Annotated in this window: 14 protein-coding genes and 1 tRNA gene; 5 read left to right on the top strand and 10 right to left on the bottom strand. The window is 70.3% G+C overall.

Annotated elements, in window-relative coordinates; translation table 11 throughout:
* Positions 1-31 precede the first annotated feature (31 nt).
* Positions 32-610 (top strand): TetR/AcrR family transcriptional regulator, encoded by a 579-nt coding sequence (locus UIS43_RS16195; RefSeq protein WP_370013257.1) that lies wholly within the window; start codon positions 32-34, stop codon positions 608-610.
* On the opposite strand, the gene UIS43_RS16200 is transcribed toward UIS43_RS16195, so the two are convergent.
* Positions 549-1,403 carry a helix-turn-helix domain-containing protein gene (locus tag UIS43_RS16200; protein WP_232051602.1) on the bottom strand — a complete coding sequence of 285 codons (855 nt, stop codon included), beginning with the start codon at positions 1,401-1,403 and terminating at the stop codon, positions 549-551. The genes UIS43_RS16195 and UIS43_RS16200 overlap by 62 nt on opposite strands.
* A gap of 121 nt (positions 1,404-1,524) precedes the next feature.
* Here UIS43_RS16200 and UIS43_RS16205 point away from each other — a divergent pair, with 121 nt between their 5' ends.
* Positions 1,525-2,076: a TIGR03086 family metal-binding protein gene (locus UIS43_RS16205; RefSeq protein ID WP_013155524.1), complete on the top strand. Its 552-nt coding sequence runs from the start codon at positions 1,525-1,527 to the stop codon at positions 2,074-2,076.
* A gap of 460 nt (positions 2,077-2,536) precedes the next feature.
* Here the strand turns inward: UIS43_RS16205 and dacB are convergent, their stop codons facing one another.
* The 5 genes from dacB to UIS43_RS16230 form a co-directional block, all read right to left on the bottom strand.
* On the bottom strand, positions 2,537-4,075 hold the full coding sequence (gene dacB, locus UIS43_RS16210) for a D-alanyl-D-alanine carboxypeptidase/D-alanyl-D-alanine-endopeptidase (protein WP_041552938.1): 1,539 nt from the start codon (positions 4,073-4,075) through the stop codon (positions 2,537-2,539).
* Positions 4,076-4,547: 472 nt separating this feature from the next.
* A complete protein-coding gene (locus tag UIS43_RS16215) occupies positions 4,548-6,758 on the bottom strand; it encodes an ABC transporter ATP-binding protein (RefSeq protein ID WP_013155526.1) in 2,211 nt (736 codons plus the stop codon).
* Positions 6,755-7,675 (bottom strand): ABC transporter permease, encoded by a 921-nt coding sequence (locus UIS43_RS16220; protein WP_013155527.1) that lies wholly within the window; start codon positions 7,673-7,675, stop codon positions 6,755-6,757. Before UIS43_RS16220 ends, UIS43_RS16215 begins: the two co-directional genes overlap by 4 nt.
* A complete protein-coding gene (locus UIS43_RS16225) occupies positions 7,668-8,678 on the bottom strand; it encodes an ABC transporter permease (protein ID WP_013155528.1) in 1,011 nt (336 codons plus the stop codon). Before UIS43_RS16225 ends, UIS43_RS16220 begins: the two co-directional genes overlap by 8 nt.
* Positions 8,679-8,763: 85 nt before the next feature.
* On the bottom strand, positions 8,764-10,467 hold the full coding sequence (locus UIS43_RS16230) for an ABC transporter family substrate-binding protein (RefSeq protein WP_013155529.1): 1,704 nt from the start codon (positions 10,465-10,467) through the stop codon (positions 8,764-8,766).
* A gap of 665 nt (positions 10,468-11,132) precedes the next feature.
* Here UIS43_RS16230 and UIS43_RS16235 point away from each other — a divergent pair.
* Together UIS43_RS16235 and UIS43_RS16240 are read left to right on the top strand one after the other, a co-directional pair.
* A complete protein-coding gene (locus tag UIS43_RS16235) occupies positions 11,133-11,606 on the top strand; it encodes a hypothetical protein (protein WP_013155530.1) in 474 nt (157 codons plus the stop codon).
* 199 nt (positions 11,607-11,805) lie between these two features.
* Entirely contained in the window at positions 11,806-12,420 is a 615-nt protein-coding gene (locus UIS43_RS16240; RefSeq protein WP_026338049.1) for a rhomboid family intramembrane serine protease, read from the top strand.
* A gap of 141 nt (positions 12,421-12,561) precedes the next feature.
* On the opposite strand, the gene UIS43_RS16245 is transcribed toward UIS43_RS16240, so the two are convergent.
* From UIS43_RS16245 to dcd, 4 genes are all read right to left on the bottom strand, one after another.
* Positions 12,562-13,494, bottom strand: coding sequence for a glycine betaine ABC transporter substrate-binding protein (locus UIS43_RS16245; protein WP_013155532.1), 933 nt, complete (start codon positions 13,492-13,494; stop codon positions 12,562-12,564).
* Positions 13,495-13,554: 60 nt separating this feature from the next.
* Entirely contained in the window at positions 13,555-14,784 is a 1,230-nt protein-coding gene (locus UIS43_RS16250; protein WP_013155533.1) for a proline/glycine betaine ABC transporter permease, read from the bottom strand.
* Entirely contained in the window at positions 14,781-15,779 is a 999-nt protein-coding gene (locus UIS43_RS16255; protein WP_041552940.1) for a glycine betaine/L-proline ABC transporter ATP-binding protein, read from the bottom strand. The genes UIS43_RS16250 and UIS43_RS16255 overlap by 4 nt, the downstream gene beginning before the upstream one ends.
* A gap of 433 nt (positions 15,780-16,212) precedes the next feature.
* On the bottom strand, positions 16,213-16,803 hold the full coding sequence (gene dcd, locus UIS43_RS16260) for a dCTP deaminase (protein ID WP_013155535.1): 591 nt from the start codon (positions 16,801-16,803) through the stop codon (positions 16,213-16,215).
* Between the two features lie 139 nt (positions 16,804-16,942).
* On the opposite strand from dcd, the gene UIS43_RS16265 reads away from it, so the two are divergent.
* Positions 16,943-17,016: transfer RNA gene (locus UIS43_RS16265), tRNA-Gly, on the top strand.
* Positions 17,017-17,123 lie beyond the last annotated feature (107 nt).

Raw genomic sequence — 17,123 nt, forward strand, 5'->3', positions numbered from 1 at the left:
CGGCCACGACACGGCGGCCGTCGGCGAGGGCATCGCCGACGGGCGCAGACGCAAGGGCGAGCGGCGCCGCCGACAGCTCTTGGACGCCACCATGCGCGTCATCGAACGCGACGGTGTGGCGGCGGTCAGCCAGCGGCGCGTGGCCACCGAGGCCGGGGTGCCGCCCAGCACCGTCACCTATTACCACGCGACCGTCGACGACCTGCTCGTGGACACCCTGACCCGGGTCAACGACACCTACGTGGCCGCGCTGGCCGCCGTGCCCGAGGACGCGGACGCGGCCCTGCGCGCCCTCGCCGGGATGATCGCGGTGGGCTCGGGCCCCGCACGGGCCCAGGTGATGGCCGAGTGCGAACTGTTCCTGCTCGCCGCGCGCCGCCCGGCCCTGCGCCCGCAGACCGAGCGCTGGAACCGGGCCGTGGACGCCTTCCTCGCGCCCTACCTCCCCCGCCCGGAGGACCGCGCGGGCGTGGGCGCCGCCGTCGACGGCCTGTTCGTGCGGGCCTGCGCCGACCCTGAGCTGACGCCCGAGGACGTGTACCGCACGCTCAGCCGCCTGGTGTCGCGCGTGCCGCGTAGCGCGCGGGAGGGGTCCCCAGAACGGCGGTGAACTCCCTGGTCAGGTGGGACTGGTCGCTGAACCCGAGTTCGGCGGCCAGGCTCCCCCAGTCGGGCGCCGCGCCCTTCCTGGCCCGCTCGGCGGCCTCGTAGAGCCGGTACCTGCGGATGACCGCCTTGGGGCTCAGGCCGACGTGGTCGGCGAAGCGGCGCTGGAGCAGCCGCACGCCCATCCCCTCGCGCCGGGCGAGCCCGGACACGTTGACCACCGAGGGGTCGGCGGCCACCCGCTCCACGACGTCGCGCGTGTCCTCGGCCGGGTGACGGTACGCGGGGAGCAGCCCGGCCAGGGCGCGGTCGACCGCGGCCATGAGGTCGAGGGGATCGGACGTCTCGGACGCCAACGCGCCGTCGGGCGCCCCGCGCCCGTCGGCACCGGGAACCCCTCCCCTGCCGGGGGCCCCGAAGACCTCCGACGCGGGGAGACCGGCGTCCACGATCGTGTTCATGGGCCTGCCGAGGAACGGACGGAACCCCGCGGGCCGGAACATCACCCCGAGCGCCCAGCCCTCGCCCTCCAGGCGGCGCTCGGTCACCTCGGTGGTCGGGCCGTACACCGTCGCGGTCCCACCGGTGAACACCAGGTTCACGACGGGGTGGGCCAGGACCCGCTGGGTGTGCGGCTCGCGGCCGGTCAGGTTCCACGAGGTCAGCCAGTAGCGGTCCACAAAGCGGGCCACCCGCTCCGAGGGAGCGTGTCGGTCCAGGCGGAACCGGGTCAGCCCGGCGTCCGGGTCGAGGATGCCGCGCGCGTCCCCCTCCACCCCCACGGAGTACGGTCTCACGGCTCCAGGGTAGTCCTCCGCCTCCGAACACACGTGCGGTTCGTCGTGTTTGTTCAAGACGGCGCCCGGTCGAGGGGGTGAGGATGGCGGACACCGAGACACACCCGAGGGGAACACGATCATGAGCGACATCTCCGAGCGCTACGCCCGCCTGTCCGAGGACTTCGCCGGGACGGTGGCGGCCGTCCCCGCCGACCGCTGGTCGTCGGCGTCCCCCTGCGAGGGGTGGGACGCCCGCGACGTGGTCCGCCACGTCGTGGACACCCAGGGCATGTTCCTCGGCCTGGTCGGCCGCGAACTGGGTGACATCCCCTCCGTGGACGAGGACCCCCGCGCCGCCTGGGACGCCGCCCGAGCGGTGGTCCAGGCCGACCTGGACGACCCGCGGCGCGCGAACACCGAATTCGACGGGTTCTTCGGCCGCACCACCTTCGCCGAGGCGGTGGACCGGTTCCTCGGCTTCGACCTCGTGGTGCACCGCTGGGACCTGGCCCGGGCCACCGGCCTGGACGAGCGCCTGGACCCCGGCGACGTCCGGTGGGCGCACGAGGCCACCGCACCCTTCGGGGAGCAGCTGCGCGGGAACAACGTCTGCGGGCCCGAGCTCACCCCGCCCGAGGGCGCCGACGACCAGACCCGGTTCCTGGCCTTCGTCGGCCGCCGCGCCTGGTAGCGGCCCCGGGCTCCCCCGCCCCGGGGACCGGTGCGGGCCCGTCCCGGGGAGGCGGCCGGGCCGGGCCGCCCCGGGCGACCCGGCCCTGGGGCGGCACACGGGCAGGGACGGCAGCCGGGCGGTTTTCCCGCTGAAGCAGGACACGATCGGAACGCTCTCCTTCCGGGGCTCCGCGCGTGCGGAGTATGCGGTCAGGGGGTGCGACGCGGATCGTGTGCTGCGGGGAGGCGGCGTCGTCCACTCCCACTATGCCGCCTTCGGAGCCGAAGCGGCGGAGTACGTCCACACCTGTGGAAAACCCGGAGGGCCACGGGGAGTCCCCGTGGCCCTCCGGCCGGGTCTTCGCGCCTCACGCGCGGACGCCGTTGAGCGCGATCGCGCCGCCCGCGTGTCCCGCGCGACCTGTGCCTCACGCGCTGACGGCACGGCCCGGCGGCCGTGCCGTCAGCAGGTCAGCGGATCAGCAGGTCAGCTCCCAGGAGCACTCCAGCTCACCGCCGGGCTCGCTCGGCGCGCTCTGGGACCGGACGCTCACGGGCGCCTGGTGGCCCAGGTACTCGGCCAGCCGGACGGCGATCGCGTCCTGCACCGGCGTGGGGGCCGGGCCGCCGTAGCCGTTGTTGACGACGCTGAACGCCAGCCCGTCGCCGCCCCCCTGCCCGGCCACGTATCCGGACAGCGCGCTGATGCCCGTCATGGTGCCGGTCTTGGCGGAGACGACGCCCGCGGCCGCGGTGCCGCCCATGCGGAACCGCAGGGTTCCCCCGGTGAACGGGTCGCTCTCGCCCGCCAGCGGCAGCGAGTCCGCCCAGACCCCGTGCCAGGACGCGTCGCGCGTGCTCACGAGCAGGTCCACGACCGTGTCGGAGGTGACCAGGTTGCCCCGGGACAGGCCCGAGCCGTCGTTGAGGACGAGGTCGGAGGTGTCCACCCCCAGCCCGGCCAGGGACCGCTCGACACCGGTCAGCCCGGCGTCCCAGCTGCCCTCGCCCGCGACCTCCTGGCCGATGCTCTTGACGAGCATCTCGGCGTGGCCGTTGTTGCTGAACTTCATGAAGGGGACGAGGATCTCCGCCAGCTCGGGGGACTCGTGGTCTGCCACCAGCCGGGCGCCGTGGCGTCCCCGACCGGGCGCCTCGCCGAACTCCACGCCGCCCTCGACGGTGACGCCGTGCCGCTCCAGCGCCTGCGCGAAGAGGTGCCCGGCCAGGCCCGCGGGCTCGTCCACGGTGCGCAGGGCGGTCACGGGGGCGGCGTCGGCCGGGATCGTGCCGGTCACCGTGATGGTGTTGGTCCCCACGGGCCGGTCGACGACCACGCTGCTGGTGCCGCCCGGAGGGCCGGTCACGGCCTGGTTGTCGAGTTCGGCGTAGCCCTCGGCGGCGCCCAGGTCCACGGTGGCGGGCGCACCCGCCGCGCCGGGGGTGACCACGACCTCGGTCACGCCGGTGTCGTAGCGCTCCCCGTGGGCGACGGTGAGGGCCGAGATCTGCGCGGAGTAGGCGTAGGGCTCGTCCTCGGGCCACCAGTCGTCCACGAGGCGCTGGGAGTCGAACCAGGTGTCGTCGGCGAGGACGTCGCCCCGCACGGTCCTGACCCCGGAGGCGGCCACGTCGGCGGCCAGCGCGTCCAGATCCTGCTCGGACAGGGTGGGGTCGCCGCCGCCCACCAGGTACAGGTCCTCCACGGAGCGCCGCTGCCTGTGGCCCTCGGCCACGACCTCGGTGGAGAAGGTGTGGTCGGCGCCCAGGACGTCCAGGGCGGCCGCCGCGGTGAACAGCTTCATGTTGGAGGCGGGCACCAGCTGCTCCCCGCTGTCGCGCGAGTACAGCACCGCGCCGGTGGCGGGGTCGGTGACGGTCACCCCGGACACCCCTCCCTCCAGGGACGGGTCCGCCAGGAGGGCGTCGATGTCCGCGCGCAGGTCGGTCAGGCGCTCCTCGGCTGCCGCCGGGTCGGCGTGGGCCGGGAGTGCGCCCAGCGGCGCCGCGACGAGCACGGGGACGGTCGCGAGGGCCGCGGTCCAGGCGGCGCGTCGCCGGACCGGGGCACGGCGCCTCCCGACCGGGGGTTCACTGGAAGCGGTGGGGGTTCTCAACGGTGTGTCTCCTAGCGGTCACGGACACGAAGGGGCACCGCACCCTAACCCGCTACGGATCCCCGGCACCAGCACCCCGGGCGCGGGTCGGACACGGGAGGGGCGCGTGGGGACGTCTAAGCCCCAGGTGACACATGTGCACCTAAATCCGCTACGGAGAAAATCGTCCGGTTTCGGCCTCCTTCCCCGGCGCGGCGGGGGGACGCGGCATCCGACAGCGGTGTGTGCCCGGCCCCGGAGCGGACCCCGGGCACCGGGCCCCTTCCGCCGCCGCGTGCGGCGCGAACGGCGAACGGGCCGGTGCCGGGGGCGCACTCCCCCGGCACCGGCCCGTCACGGCCGCCGCGCCCGGATCACCCGGACGGCGCCCCGGTCAGAACAGTTCCCTGGCCCGCGAGTAGTGGCAGGCGTCCAGGTGGCCCGCCCCCCGGTCCATCAGTTCCGGCGGCTCCTCCACGCACTTGGCGCGCTCGCCCTCCGACAGCTCGTTCGCGAACTTCGGGCACCGGGTCCGGAACCGGCAGCCCGAGGGCGGGTCGGCGGGGCTGGGCACGTCGCCGGTGACGACGATCCGCTCCCGGGTCCGCTCCTTGACCGGGTCCGGCAGGGGGATCGCCGAGATCAGCGCCTGCGTGTACGGGTGCGAGGGCGCCCCGAACAGCTCCGCCGTCGTCCCCGTCTCCACGATCTTGCCGAGGTACATCACGGCCACCCGGTCGGCGATGTGCTTGACCACCGACAGGTCGTGCGAGACGAACAGGTACGACAGGCCCAGGTCGTCCTGGAGGTCCTCCAGCAGGTTGATCACGCCCGCCTGGATGGACACGTCCAGCGCCGAGACCGGCTCGTCCAGGATGAGCACCTTGGGGTTGAGCGCCAGCGCGCGGGCGATGCCGATGCGCTGGCGCTGGCCGCCCGAGAACTCGTGCGGGTAGCGCGAGCCGTGCTCGGCGTTGAGCCCCACCAGGTCCAGCAGCTCCCTGACCCGCTTCTTGGCGGTGCCGTTGCCCTGGCCGTGGATCCGCAGCGGCTCGGCGATGATGTCCGAGACCGTCATGCGCGGGTCCAGGGAGGCGAACGGGTCCTGGAAGACCAGCTGGAGGTCGCGGCGCAGCGGCCGCATCTGCCGCGGGGACAGCGTGTGCAGCGGCTGCCCCATGTAGCTGACCTCGCCCGAGGTCTGCCTGATCAGCTGGAGCATGAGGCGGGCGGTGGTGGACTTGCCGCACCCGGACTCGCCGACCAGGGCGAGGGTCTCGTGCTCGCGCAGCTCCAGGGAGACCCCGGAGACCGCCTGCACCTCGCCGATCCTGCGCCGCAGGAGGCCCTTGGAGCGGATGGGGAAGTTCTTGACCAGGTCCTTGACGGTCAGGATGGCCTCACGGGGTCCCCCGTCCGCGGGGGCGGCGGTCTCCGCGCCGATCTGGGCGCGCGCCTCCTGCGCCTGCTTCTCGGCCTCCTCGACCTCCGTTACGGTCTCGGCCTCCACCGCCGTCCCCCGGAACAGGTCGGCGGGGGCGGCGCCCCCCAGCTCCTCGCTGAAGTGGCAGGCCGCCGTGTGCGCGGAGGTGTCCGTCACCGGCACGCGCACCCGCTCCCCGTCTCCGCCGACCGCGAGCAGGAGGGGCTCCTGCTCGCGGCACAGGTCCCGGGCCATCGGGCAGCGCGGCGAGAACGCGCAACCGGTGGGCAGGGAGAGCAGGGAGGGCGGGGTGCCCACGATGGGGGTGAGCCGCTCGTGGCGGTCCTCGTCCAGGCGGGGCAGCGACCCCAGCAGACCGAGGGCGTAGGGCATCCGTGGGCGGTAGAAGACCTCCTCCACGGGGCCCATCTCCACGAGGCGGCCGCCGTACATCACGCCGATCCTGTCGACGTGCCCGGCCACCACGCCGAGGTCGTGGGTGATCAGCACCAGGGCGGCGCCGGTCTCCTTGCGGGCCGCCTCCAGCGCCTCCAGGACCTGGGCCTGGACGGTCACGTCCAGGGCCGTGGTCGGCTCGTCGGCGATGATGACGTCCGGCTCGTTGGCCATCGCGATGGCGATCACCACGCGCTGGCGCATGCCGCCCGACAGCTCGTGCGGGTACTGCTTGATCCGCTGCTCGGGACTGGGGATCCCCACCAGCTCCAGCAGCTCCAGCGCCCGGGCCATCGCCGCCTTCTTGCCCACCTTGCGGTGGGCCAGGACGGCCTCGGCGATCTGGTAGCCGACGGTGTAGACGGGGTTCAGCGAGGTCAGCGGGTCCTGGAAGATCATCGCGATCTTGTTGCCGCGGACCTTGCTGATCTGCGCGTCCTTGAGGCCGATGACCTCCTGTCCCAGCACCTTGGCCGAGCCCTCGACGCGGGCGTTCTTGGGCAGCAGCCCCATGATCGCCATCGAGGTCACGGACTTGCCCGATCCGGACTCGCCCACGATCCCCAGCGCCTCGCCCCGGCGCAGGACGTAGGACACCTCGCGCACGGCGGGCAGCGGCCCGTCGTCGGAGGGGAAGGTGACGCTGAGGTCGCTGACCTCCAGGACCACGTCGCCGGTCCCGGCCGGGGCGGTCTCCTCGTTGCTCATCTGGTCAGTCGTGGTCATCGCCGCACCATGGTCTGTCGTGGGTCGAGGGCGTCGCGCAGCCCGTCGCCGATGAAGTTGATCGTCAGGCAGATCACCAGCAGCAGCAGGCCCGGCGGGTAGAACAGCCAGGGCCTGGTGGAGACGGCCGTGCGCGCGTCGCTGATCATCTGGCCGAGCGAGATGTCGGGGGGCTGGATGCCGAACTGGAGGAAGGACATGCCCGCCTCCAGCAGGATCGCCACCGCGATCAGCAGCGTGGCGGCGACGATGATCGGCCCGGCCGCGTTGGGCAGCAGGTGGCGGACGATGATCCACCCGGGCGAGGCCCCCGCGGCCTTGGCCGCCTCCACGAACTCCTGCTCGCGCAGGGACAGGACCACGCTGCGCACCACGCGGGCGATCTGCGCCCACGAGAAGAAGCCGATGATGAGGGCCACCGCGTACCAGGTGGTCCCGGCGCGGGCGTTGCCCGCGATCGCGGCGACCATCACCAGCAGGGGCACGATCATGAACACGTCGGCCACGCGCATCATGAGCGCGTCGATCCGGCCGCCGTAGTAACCGGCCGTGGCGCCCCACAGGGAGCCGATGACGGTGCCCATGACCGACACCGTGAACGCCACCTTGAGCGTCTGCTGGGCGCCGCGCATGAGCTGGCCCAGGACGTCGTGCCCGGCGGTGGTGGTGCCCAGCGGGTGGTCCGCGTTGGGCGGCACGCTCGGCGGGATCTCCAGGTGGACGGTGTGGTCCCACCTCCACAGGAGCGGGCCCACGAAGGCGGCCAGGACGACGACCACCAGGACGACCAGGCTGATCATGGCGGCCCGGTGGCGCAGGAACCGGGACAGGATCATCTGGAACTGGGTGCGTTCGGCACCTCCGACGCTCTCGGCGTCGGCGCTCCGCGGCGCCTGGGGCGCCCTCTTCTCACTCATAGCGAATCCTCGGGTCGAGCACGCCGTACAGGAGGTCGGCGATGAGGTTGGCCACGATGACCATGACACCGCTGAGCAGCAGCCACGCCATCAGCGCGTACGAGTCGTTCTTCTCGACCGCGGTGATGAAGAACTCGCCCAGGCCGCGCCACTGGAAGACGCGTTCGGTCAGGACCGCGCCGTCGATGATCCCGGCGATGCCGACGGCGACCACCGTGGTCAGCGGGATGAGGGCCGTGCGCAACGCGTGGCGCCGGATGACGACGCGGTTGGGCAGGCCCTTGGCGCGTGCCAGGCGGACGTAGTCGCTGTTGAGCACCTCGAGCATGGAGGTCCGCTGGTACCGGCTCCACGAGGCGAAGCTGGTCAGCATCAGCACGATCGTGGGCAGGGTCATGTAGGCGAAGGCGTTGGTGACGAGCCCCCAGAAGTCCTCGCCCTGTGCCTGGTAGACGCCGTCGCCGATCGTGGCGAGGACCTGGTCGCCCACCAGGTCGTTGAAGCTGACACCGGCCTGCTGCATGATGCCCGCGAACCAGAAGACGGGCATGGACAGGGCCAGGAAGCCGATGAACGTGAGCGTGTAGTCGAGCTTGGAGTACTGGCGCATGGCGCTGACGACGCCGGCCAGGACGGCCAGGCCCAGCGCGAAGACCATGGACGCGCCCACCAGGCGCAGGGTGGTGCCCAGCCGCTCGGCGATGTTGGCGCCGATGTCGTAGCTGTTGCTCTGCGTGGAGGGGCCGAACTCGCCCTGGAGGAGTCCGATGTCCCCGTTGCCGCCGATGCCGGTGATCCAGAGCCAGTAGCGCTCGGGCATGGACCGGTCGAGGTAGAGCCGCTCCTCCTGGAGCTGGATGACCGAGGGGTCCGGGGGCGGCTGCTGCATCCTGAGCTCTGTCAGGGGATCACCGGAGACGTCGATCAGGACGAAGGTGAGCACGGACGCGAGGATCAGGATGGGTATCGCGCCCAGGACGCGCCGCACCGTGTAAACGAGCATGAGTGTGATCCTTCAGGGGTGGACGAGGACCAGCCCGGGCCCGGGAGGTTCTCCCGGGCCCGGGCCACGGGCCTTGTGCCGCGAACTACTCGGCGAGGTCCCACTCACCGATGTTGTAGGTGGCGCGGTAGCTGGACTGGAGGTTGTCCTCGACGTTGGCGAGCCTGTCGTTCACGAAGAAGTAGTTGGGCTCGGCCACGATCGGCAGGACGTAGGCGTCCGGGACCACGGCGGCCACGGCGGCGTTGGCGTGCTCGGCCGCCTCGTCCAGGTTGGCGGCCGTCGCGGTGGCCTCGGCGTGCTCGTCCACCTCGTCGTTGGAGTAGCCGCCGAAGTTGCTGGTGCTCTCGGAGTGCCAGAACTGCTCGGGGCTGGAGGCGAAGTACGGGCTGCCGCTCCAGCCGAACTGGACGATGTCGTAGTCCTGCTCGGCCAGCATCGTGCCCAGGTCGTCGGTCATCTCGATGGTGGTCTCGATGCCGATCTCGGCGAGCTGGGCCTGGATCAGCTGCACGGAGTTGTTGCGGATGACGGTGTCGGTGCTGCGCAGGCGGAACGGGCCGACCTGCTCGCCGTCGAGCATGAGGGTGTCCCCGTCGAGCTCGTAACCGGCCTCCTCCAGGATCGCGGTGGCGGCCTCGACGTCGCCGCTGCCCTGCCCGGACTCGGAGACGAGGTCCTCGAAGTACTCGCTGTCGCTGCCGAAGATGTGGTTGTTCTTCAGCTCGTACTCGGGGTATCCGGCCTCGAAGTTGCGGCTGGCGATCTCGTCGCGGTTGATCGCGGTGAACACGGCCCTGCGGAGCTCGACGTCCGAGAGCCACTCGTTCTCGGTGTTGATGTCGATGTGCTCCCAGATGTTGCCCTCGCCGATGGTGAGCGTGGCGGTCTCCATCCCCTGGAGCTGGGTGATGATGTCCTCGCTGTACTGCGCGGGGTTGGCGCCGTCGATCTCGCCGTTCTGGAAGGCGGGGATGAAGGTGCCCTCGTCGGTGTTGTACGGCATGATGATGCGGTCGAGCGCGGGCTGCGTCTCACCGAACCACTCGGGGTTGGGCTCCTTGACGACCTGGTTCTCCAGGTCGCCGTCCACGATCTGGTAGGGGCCGCCGGACCACTCGGGGCGCGTCTCGTGCAGCCAGGCGTAGTACTCGCCGAGCTGCGCGGGGTCGTCGACGTCCCAGCCGTTCTCCTCGGCCAGGTGCGCCGGGTAGAAGCCGCCGCCAACGCTGTGCGCGTCGAACATGCCCATCCACTCGGGGTTGGACAGGCCCTCCTTGAGGGTGAAGGTCGCGGTCTTGCCGTCGACCTCGACCTCCTCGACCATGTCGGCGCCGGTGGTGCCGCGGGAGTCGCAGGTGTCGCAGTAGCCCTCGGTGGGGGACGCCGACATCATCATGGTGACCCGCAGGTCCTCGCCGGTCATCGGCGTGCCGTCGTTCCACACGGCGTCCTCGGCGAGGGTGAAGCTGAACTGGAACGGACCCTCGTCGGGATTGTCGTTGATGAGGGTGGGCTCCTCGGCGAGGACGTCCATGTCGTACTCGTACGTCGCGTCGGGCTGGTACTGCCCGGTGAAGGGCACGACGCCGGAGAGTGCCTGGATGACGTAGACGCTGCCTCCGGCGCTACTGATGGCTCCCCAGGCGGCGGGAAGGCTGTTGATCACCCATGTGACCTCCTTCTCCTGCTCGCCTTCGCCACCACCGCCGCCGCTGCAGGCGGTCAGCACCATCAAAGCGGAGGTGCCCGCCGCGGCGAGCGCGAGCGTCTTCCTTCGTTTGTGCATCAGTTACACCCTTGATCACTAATACGAGCCGAACCTCGGGGTTGTGTGGTTCGCACACGCCCCGCAGAACTAGGCGATTAGTCGATCAGAAGACCATTGAGCGAAATGTCTGTATAGCCCTACTGCTGGATTCGTGACCCATCCGCAACCGGTTCGCGCCCATCGCACCGGGCCGCCGACACAAAGTCCATACCCCGCCCAGACATGAGGGTCACCGCAGGTCAGAGCCCGAACCCAGGAGAACGGACCCTCTCTCCGGATTCGGACAAGCCAGAAATACATTGCGGGCTAGTTACGTCGGCGAACAACGGCTAAGGTAAAGTAAACGTCGTTTAACTACCCGAACGTCCCAAATGACTACACAGAGGAAAACGGACAAAAGTCCCCAAAGTACACATATAATCCCGAATGTTCGCGACGGCCCCCCGTTCGCCTTCATGGCGACTCCCACAGGAAACAGAATGCAACAAACATAGGATGACGTGATGTTAATCAGACACAAGCGCCCTAACCCCTCAGGCAGGTGCAGACCACACCAGGCAGGTACGGAAATCCACAGCTCCGGTTGTCCGAAACCACCGTCCACGCGCCGCCGGAGCCGATAGGGTTTTGAACGGCGATTGCCGTCATCCCACCCGCGGTGCCCACTGAGAGAGGCTTGTGCCGTGTCCGAAACAGTCCGCCTGGTCTGCCCCGTAGGCCGCAAGCACCTGGAGCTGTGGGGCGGCTACGGTCTGGTGGCTCTCGGCGCCCTGGCGATCGCGGTCGACGTCTCGCACTGGGCCAACATCACCCTCGGCGTCCTCCTGGCCCTCATGGGCGCCGCCCTGGCCGCGCACGGCCACATGATCAAGGCGCCCGTCCTGGAGGTCTCCGACGGCGAGTTCCGCTACCAGCGGGGCCGCTACATCGTGCGCGTGCCCTTCCACGACATCGGCTCCTACTACGTGCTGCCGGGCCGCATCCGCTCCCTGGGCCTGTACGACAACGCCGGGCGCCCCAAGCGCTTCCCCTCGCTCCAGAGCCGCCGCACCTCGCGTGCCTACCTTCCGCTGACCGGGATGACCAGCCCGGCCCGGGTCGAGTCCTTCATGGCGGTGGCGGGCATCCCGCCGCGCGGGCGCTCCCTGACGTCCTGAGCGCGGCGGCCGCTCCCCCGGGGCGCGCGCCCACCCCTCCCGAGGTCCGCCCCCTGCCGGGGGCCGCGACCCCCTCCTCCGCGCGGAGCGGCACCACTCGCGCCGACCCGCCGCGACATATCCCGACACTTCGGGCAATTACCCACCACGCCCCGTACGGACATACCGCCGCAAGGCAGTGTCCTCTACTCTCGATGGGGTGAAGCAGTCCAGAATCACCGCCATCCTGACCGTAGCGGGGATGCTCGCGGCCATGTGGGTCTTCGAGATCCTCGACAGCTTCGTGCTCCTCGGAAGGCTCGACCAGCAGTACGGTCTGCGCGCCTGGGACCTCCAGGGGCCCTGGACCGTGTTCACCGCGCCGTTCATGCACGGGAACCTGGAACACCTCATCGGCAACTCGCTGCCGTTCCTCGTGCTGGGCTCGCTCGTCGCGTTCAGCGGCCTGGGGCGGTTCCTGCTCACCACGCTGATCATCATCCTGGTCAGCGGTGTGGGCGTGTGGCTGTTCAGCTCACCGTTCTCCCTCACCGTGGGCGCCAGCGGCCTGGTCTTCGGTTACTTCGGCTACACGGTCCTGCGCGGGATCGTCGAGCGCAAGACCATCGACATCGTCATCATGATCTGCGTGGTCCTCTTCTACGGGACGATGATCTGGGGGGTCCTGCCCCAGTACCCCGGCGTCTCGTGGCAGGCGCACCTCTTCGGGTTCGTCGGCGGCATGCTCGCGGCCTACCTGCTGCCCAGACGGGAGCGCCGCAGGCAGCTCGACCAGGGCTACGGAGGCGCCCAGGGCGGCTACTACGCGCCCTGACGGCACGTCCGGGGCCGCGTGCGTGCGGCCTCCGGGAACGCGGACGGGCCGCCCCCTCGGGGACGGCCCGTTCTCGTGTGCGCGGTACCGGAGTGCTCTCCGGGGCCGGTGCGCGTGCGGGGGAAACCGCCCCGCGCGCCTCTAGAACTCCAGGCCCTCGGCGTCCCCGCCCAGGGTGCGCTCCAGGAACTCGGGGTTCTCCGCGAGCCAGGCGCGGGCGCCCGCCTCCGGGTCGTCCTGGTGCTCCTGGAGGGTCTGGACCTCCAGGGTGGCCAGCTCGTCATCGCTGAGCTGGAAGCTCTCCAGCCAACCGGTGAGCTCGGGGTACTCCTCACCGAAGCCGTCACGGCCGACGGCGTGGATGGTCTCCGCGTCGCCCATCAGGCCCTCGGGGTCCTCCAGGTCCTTCAGGTCGTACTGGGCGTAGGCCGGGTGGGGACGCCACAGGGTCACCACGATGGGCTCCTCCTCGGTGATCGCCGAGTCGAGCTCGGCGAGCATCGCGGCGGTGGAGGAGGTGACCAGCTCGAAGTCCCCGTCCAGGCCGTAGCCCGGCATGGCCTCCTCCTGGGTGACGCGGGTCAGCCCGGCGCCCGGGTCGATGCCCACGATCCGGCCGCCCAGCTCGTCGGCGTGGTCGGTCAGGTCGGAGATGCTGTTGACGTCCTCCATGTAGGAGGGCACGGTGATGGTCAGCTTGGCGTTGTCGTACCAGGCGCCGAGGTCCTCCAGCTGGTCCCCGTAGTCCTCCCAGTAGTCGGCGTGCGTCACCGGCAGCCAGGTGTCGAGGAACAGGTCGACGTCGCCGTTGGCCGCGCCCTGGTACATCGGGGCGACGTCCACGTCGGTGATCGTGACGTCGTAGCCCTTCTCCTCCAGGATGGCCTGCCACATGTGCGTGACGGCGATGCCCTCCTCCCAGGCGATCAGCGCGATGTTGATCTCCTTGGCGTCCTCGCCGCCCTCCTCCGGGCCGGTCAGGCTCTCACCGCCACCGCCGCCGCAGGCGGTCAGGAGGAGCGCGGCGCTCATGCCGGCGGCGGAGAGGGCCGTCATGCGCTTACGGCTGTACATCGTGGGGTTCCTTCCCTCGGGGAATTCGGTGTGCGGGGCTGGACGGGGCGGGCACGCCGCTCAGGCGGCCGACGCGGCCGCGCGCGGGCTGTTGCGGGTGACGGCCGCGGTCAGGCGGTCGAGGAAGATCGCCAGGATGACCACGGCGATACCGGCCTCGAAACCGAGGGCGCCGTCGTTGCGGGTGATGCCCTGGTAGACCTCGCTGCCCAGGCCGCCCGCGCCGACCATGCCCGCGATGACGACCATCGACAGTCCGAGCATGATGACCTGGTTGACCCCGGCCATGATGGTGGGCAGGGCCAGCGGCAGCTGGATGCCGGTGAGGACCTTGGTCGGGGAGGCGCCGAAGGACTCGCCCGCCTCCACCAGCTCCTTGTCGATCTGGCGGATGCCCAGCTCGGTCAGGCGGACGCCGGGCGGCATCGCGAACACGATGGTGGCGACCACGCCGGGGACGGCGCCGATGGAGAAGAAGAAGATCGCCGGGATCAGGTACACGAACGCGGGCAGCGTCTGCATCAGGTCCAGGACCGGCTTGACGATCTTGCTGACCAGGTCGTTGTAGGCGGCCAGGACGCCGATCGGGATCGCGATGACCACGGCGATGGCGCTGGCCACGAGGACGAGGCCGAGCGTGTCCATGGCGTTGGTCCACTGGCCGACCGAGGCCACCAGGGTGAGGGCGATCAGGCCGAACAGGCCCATGCGCCACCCGGCCACCGAGAGCGCCAGAAGGCTCAGCAGCAGGATCATCAGCAGTGCCCCGGGCCGGGTCACCAGCATCGGGAGCACGAGCCAGCCGAGCAGGACCAGCACGAGCCAGCCGCCCGCGACGACGCCGGTGCGCACCCGGGTGCCCCGGTCGAGCACGCCCAGGACGGTGACCGCGACCAGGAAGACCAGCGAGATGCAGAAGTAGGCGTCCACGTACTGCTGGTCGAACAGGTTCATCGCCCACAGGAAGAGCTGCGGCGGCAGGCTGTTGACGATGGTGTTGCCGAGCGCGAACTGCGCGTGCAGCACGTAGAGCAGCGAGACCGCGGCGACGATCACCACCAGCGGCAGCCGCCGGCGGCGCAGCAGCGGAACGGCGATGATCACGGCGGCCACGAAGGCGAGCTGTCCGGCGGCCGGCTCGGTGAAGAAGCCGGACAGGGCGCTCACGGCCCAGCGGATGAACTCGCCTACGGCGTCGAAGAAGAGGCCGAAGGTGCTCTTGAGCCAGGCGTTGAGTGCCTCGAAGCCGTCACCGATCGGCAGGGACGGCGGAAAGTCAACGGGTGTCACGGGGTCTCCTTCCCGCCCGCGAGCGCGGCCAGTACGGAGTTGCGGGTCACCGTGCCGAGCACGGTGCCGTCCTCGTCGACCACGCGGAGGCGGTCGGAGGCGGCCGCGCTGGCGTACAGGTCGGCGACCAGGGTGTCGGCGCCGACCTCGGGCGCCGAGGAGTCGGCCGCGGGGGCGCTCGGGTCGAGCACCGACGCGGCGGTGAGCACGCGGGTGCGGTCGACGTCCTCGATGAAGCGCTCGACGTAGTCGTTGGCGGGCGCGCTGAGGATCTCCTGCGCGCTGCCGATCTGGGCGACGCGGCCGTCCCGCAGCACGCAGATCCGGTCACCGAGGCGCATGGCCTCGTTGAGGTCGTGCGTGATGAAGACGATGGTCTTGCCCAGGCTCTTCTGGAGTTCTAGGAGCTGGGTCTGCATGTCCCGCCGGATGAGCGGGTCGAGGGCGCTGAACGCCTCGTCCATGAGGATGATGTCGGTGTCGGCGGCCAGTGCCCTGGCCAGGCCCACACGCTGCTGCATGCCTCCGGAGAGCTGGTGCGGGAGCTTGTCCTCCCAACCGCCGAGCCCCACGAGTTCGAGGGTCTCCCCCGCCCTGCGGCTCCGCTCGGCGCGGGACAGGCCCCGCAGTTCCAGGCCGTAGGCGGCGTTCTCCAGGACCGTGCGGTGCGGCAGGAGCGCGAAGTGCTGGAAGACCATGCTGATCTTCTCGCCCCGCAGCTTCAGGAGGCTCTTCCTGCTGAGCGCGGTGATGTCCACGCCGTCGACCTCGACCGTCCCCGCGGTGGGTTCCAGGAGGCCGTTGAGCATCCGGATCAGGGTGGACTTCCCCGATCCGGACAGGCCCATGACGACGAAGATCTCGCCCGGTTCGACCTCGAAGGACACGTCGATGACGGCGGCCGTCACGTCGAGGTCGGCGATGGTGTCACGGTGGCTGCCGTCCGAGAGCCGCCCGACGGCGGCTCTGGACTGTCTGCCGAACACCTTGTACAAGTGGTCTGCGCGTACTGCTGGCACGGTCTCCTCTAGGGGGCTGTCCCGACCGCGAGGCGTGCCGGGGCAACAGTTCCGCCCCATCGCCGACCCGCGGTTCCCACAGGTAGTCGGCGTGCGCGGAGCCCCCTTGCGCGCCCCTCATCAGGGCGGAACCGCTACCTGGTTCACGTCGGGGCGCAACCTTACCGAGGTGTGTACGTACAGTTCAGGCGCTAAGTAACCACCAAATAACATGTTTAAACGTCGTAAAAACGGTCCGCCGACCTGTGGCAGCGGATGCCGGAGCCCCGAAAGGCTCCTTTGTGATTTACACCACACACGGAAAGATAGTGACCTTAGTCACATACTAGTGACAGGGGGATCAAACGACAGTCCGTGTCCGCTCAGGACCGTACCGTAAACAAAACGCCCTGTCTGCCCCCGGTCCCGGCTAGACGCTCTCCGGGCTGATCGGGGTGCGGATGAAGTTCTGGTGGGACCTGGACGGCGTCGGCCCCCGCTGCCCCTGGTAACGCGATCCGTAGCCCGCGGAGCCGTAGGGGTGCTCGGCCGGGGAGGACAGGCGGAACATGCACAGCTGGCCGATCTTCATGCCCGGGTAGAGCTTGATCGGCAGGGTGGCCACGTTGGACAGCTCCAGCGTGACGTGCCCGGAGAAGCCCGGATCGATGAACCCGGCCGTGGAGTGGGTGAGCAGTCCCAGGCGCCCCAGAGAGCTCTTGCCCTCCAGGCGGCTCGCGATGTCGTCCGGGAGGCTGACGACCTCGTAGGTGGACGCGAGCACGAACTCGCCCGGGTGCAGGACGAACGCGTCCTCACCGTCGGTCTCGACCAGCCGGGTGAGGTCCGGTTGCTCGGCCGAGGGGTCGATGTGCGGGTACTTGTGGTTCTCGAACACCCGGAAGAAGCGGTCCAGCCGGACGTCGATGCTGGAGGGTTGGACGAGGCCGGGGTCGAAGGGGTCGATCCTGACCCGCCCGGCGTCGATTTCGGACCTGATATCGCGATCGGAGAGCAGCACGGTCCGAACCTACCGCCTGGGGCAACGCAGCGTAGCGGCGATCCCCGCCCGGGTGGCGGTCCGCGCCGAGTTGCCCACCCGCCCCGGAGTTGGGCTAGGATGGCATCCGTTGCCAGCCGGGTTCTTCCGGCGGTGCCGCGCGGATGTAGTTCAATGGTAGAACTTCAGCTTCCCAAGCTGATAACGCGGGTTCGATTCCCGTCATCCGCTCCACGCAGCGCAAGGCCAGGTAGATCGGTGAAAACCGAACACCTGGCCTCACGCGTTTCTGGAGGTCCGTACGGGCCGCGTGCCCGTTACGTGCCACACGCGCGGACGCC

It is taken from the genome of Nocardiopsis sp. LDBS0036 (assembly GCF_041228755.1).
GTDB classification, from domain to species: Bacteria; Actinomycetota; Actinomycetes; order Streptosporangiales; family Streptosporangiaceae; genus Nocardiopsis; species Nocardiopsis dassonvillei.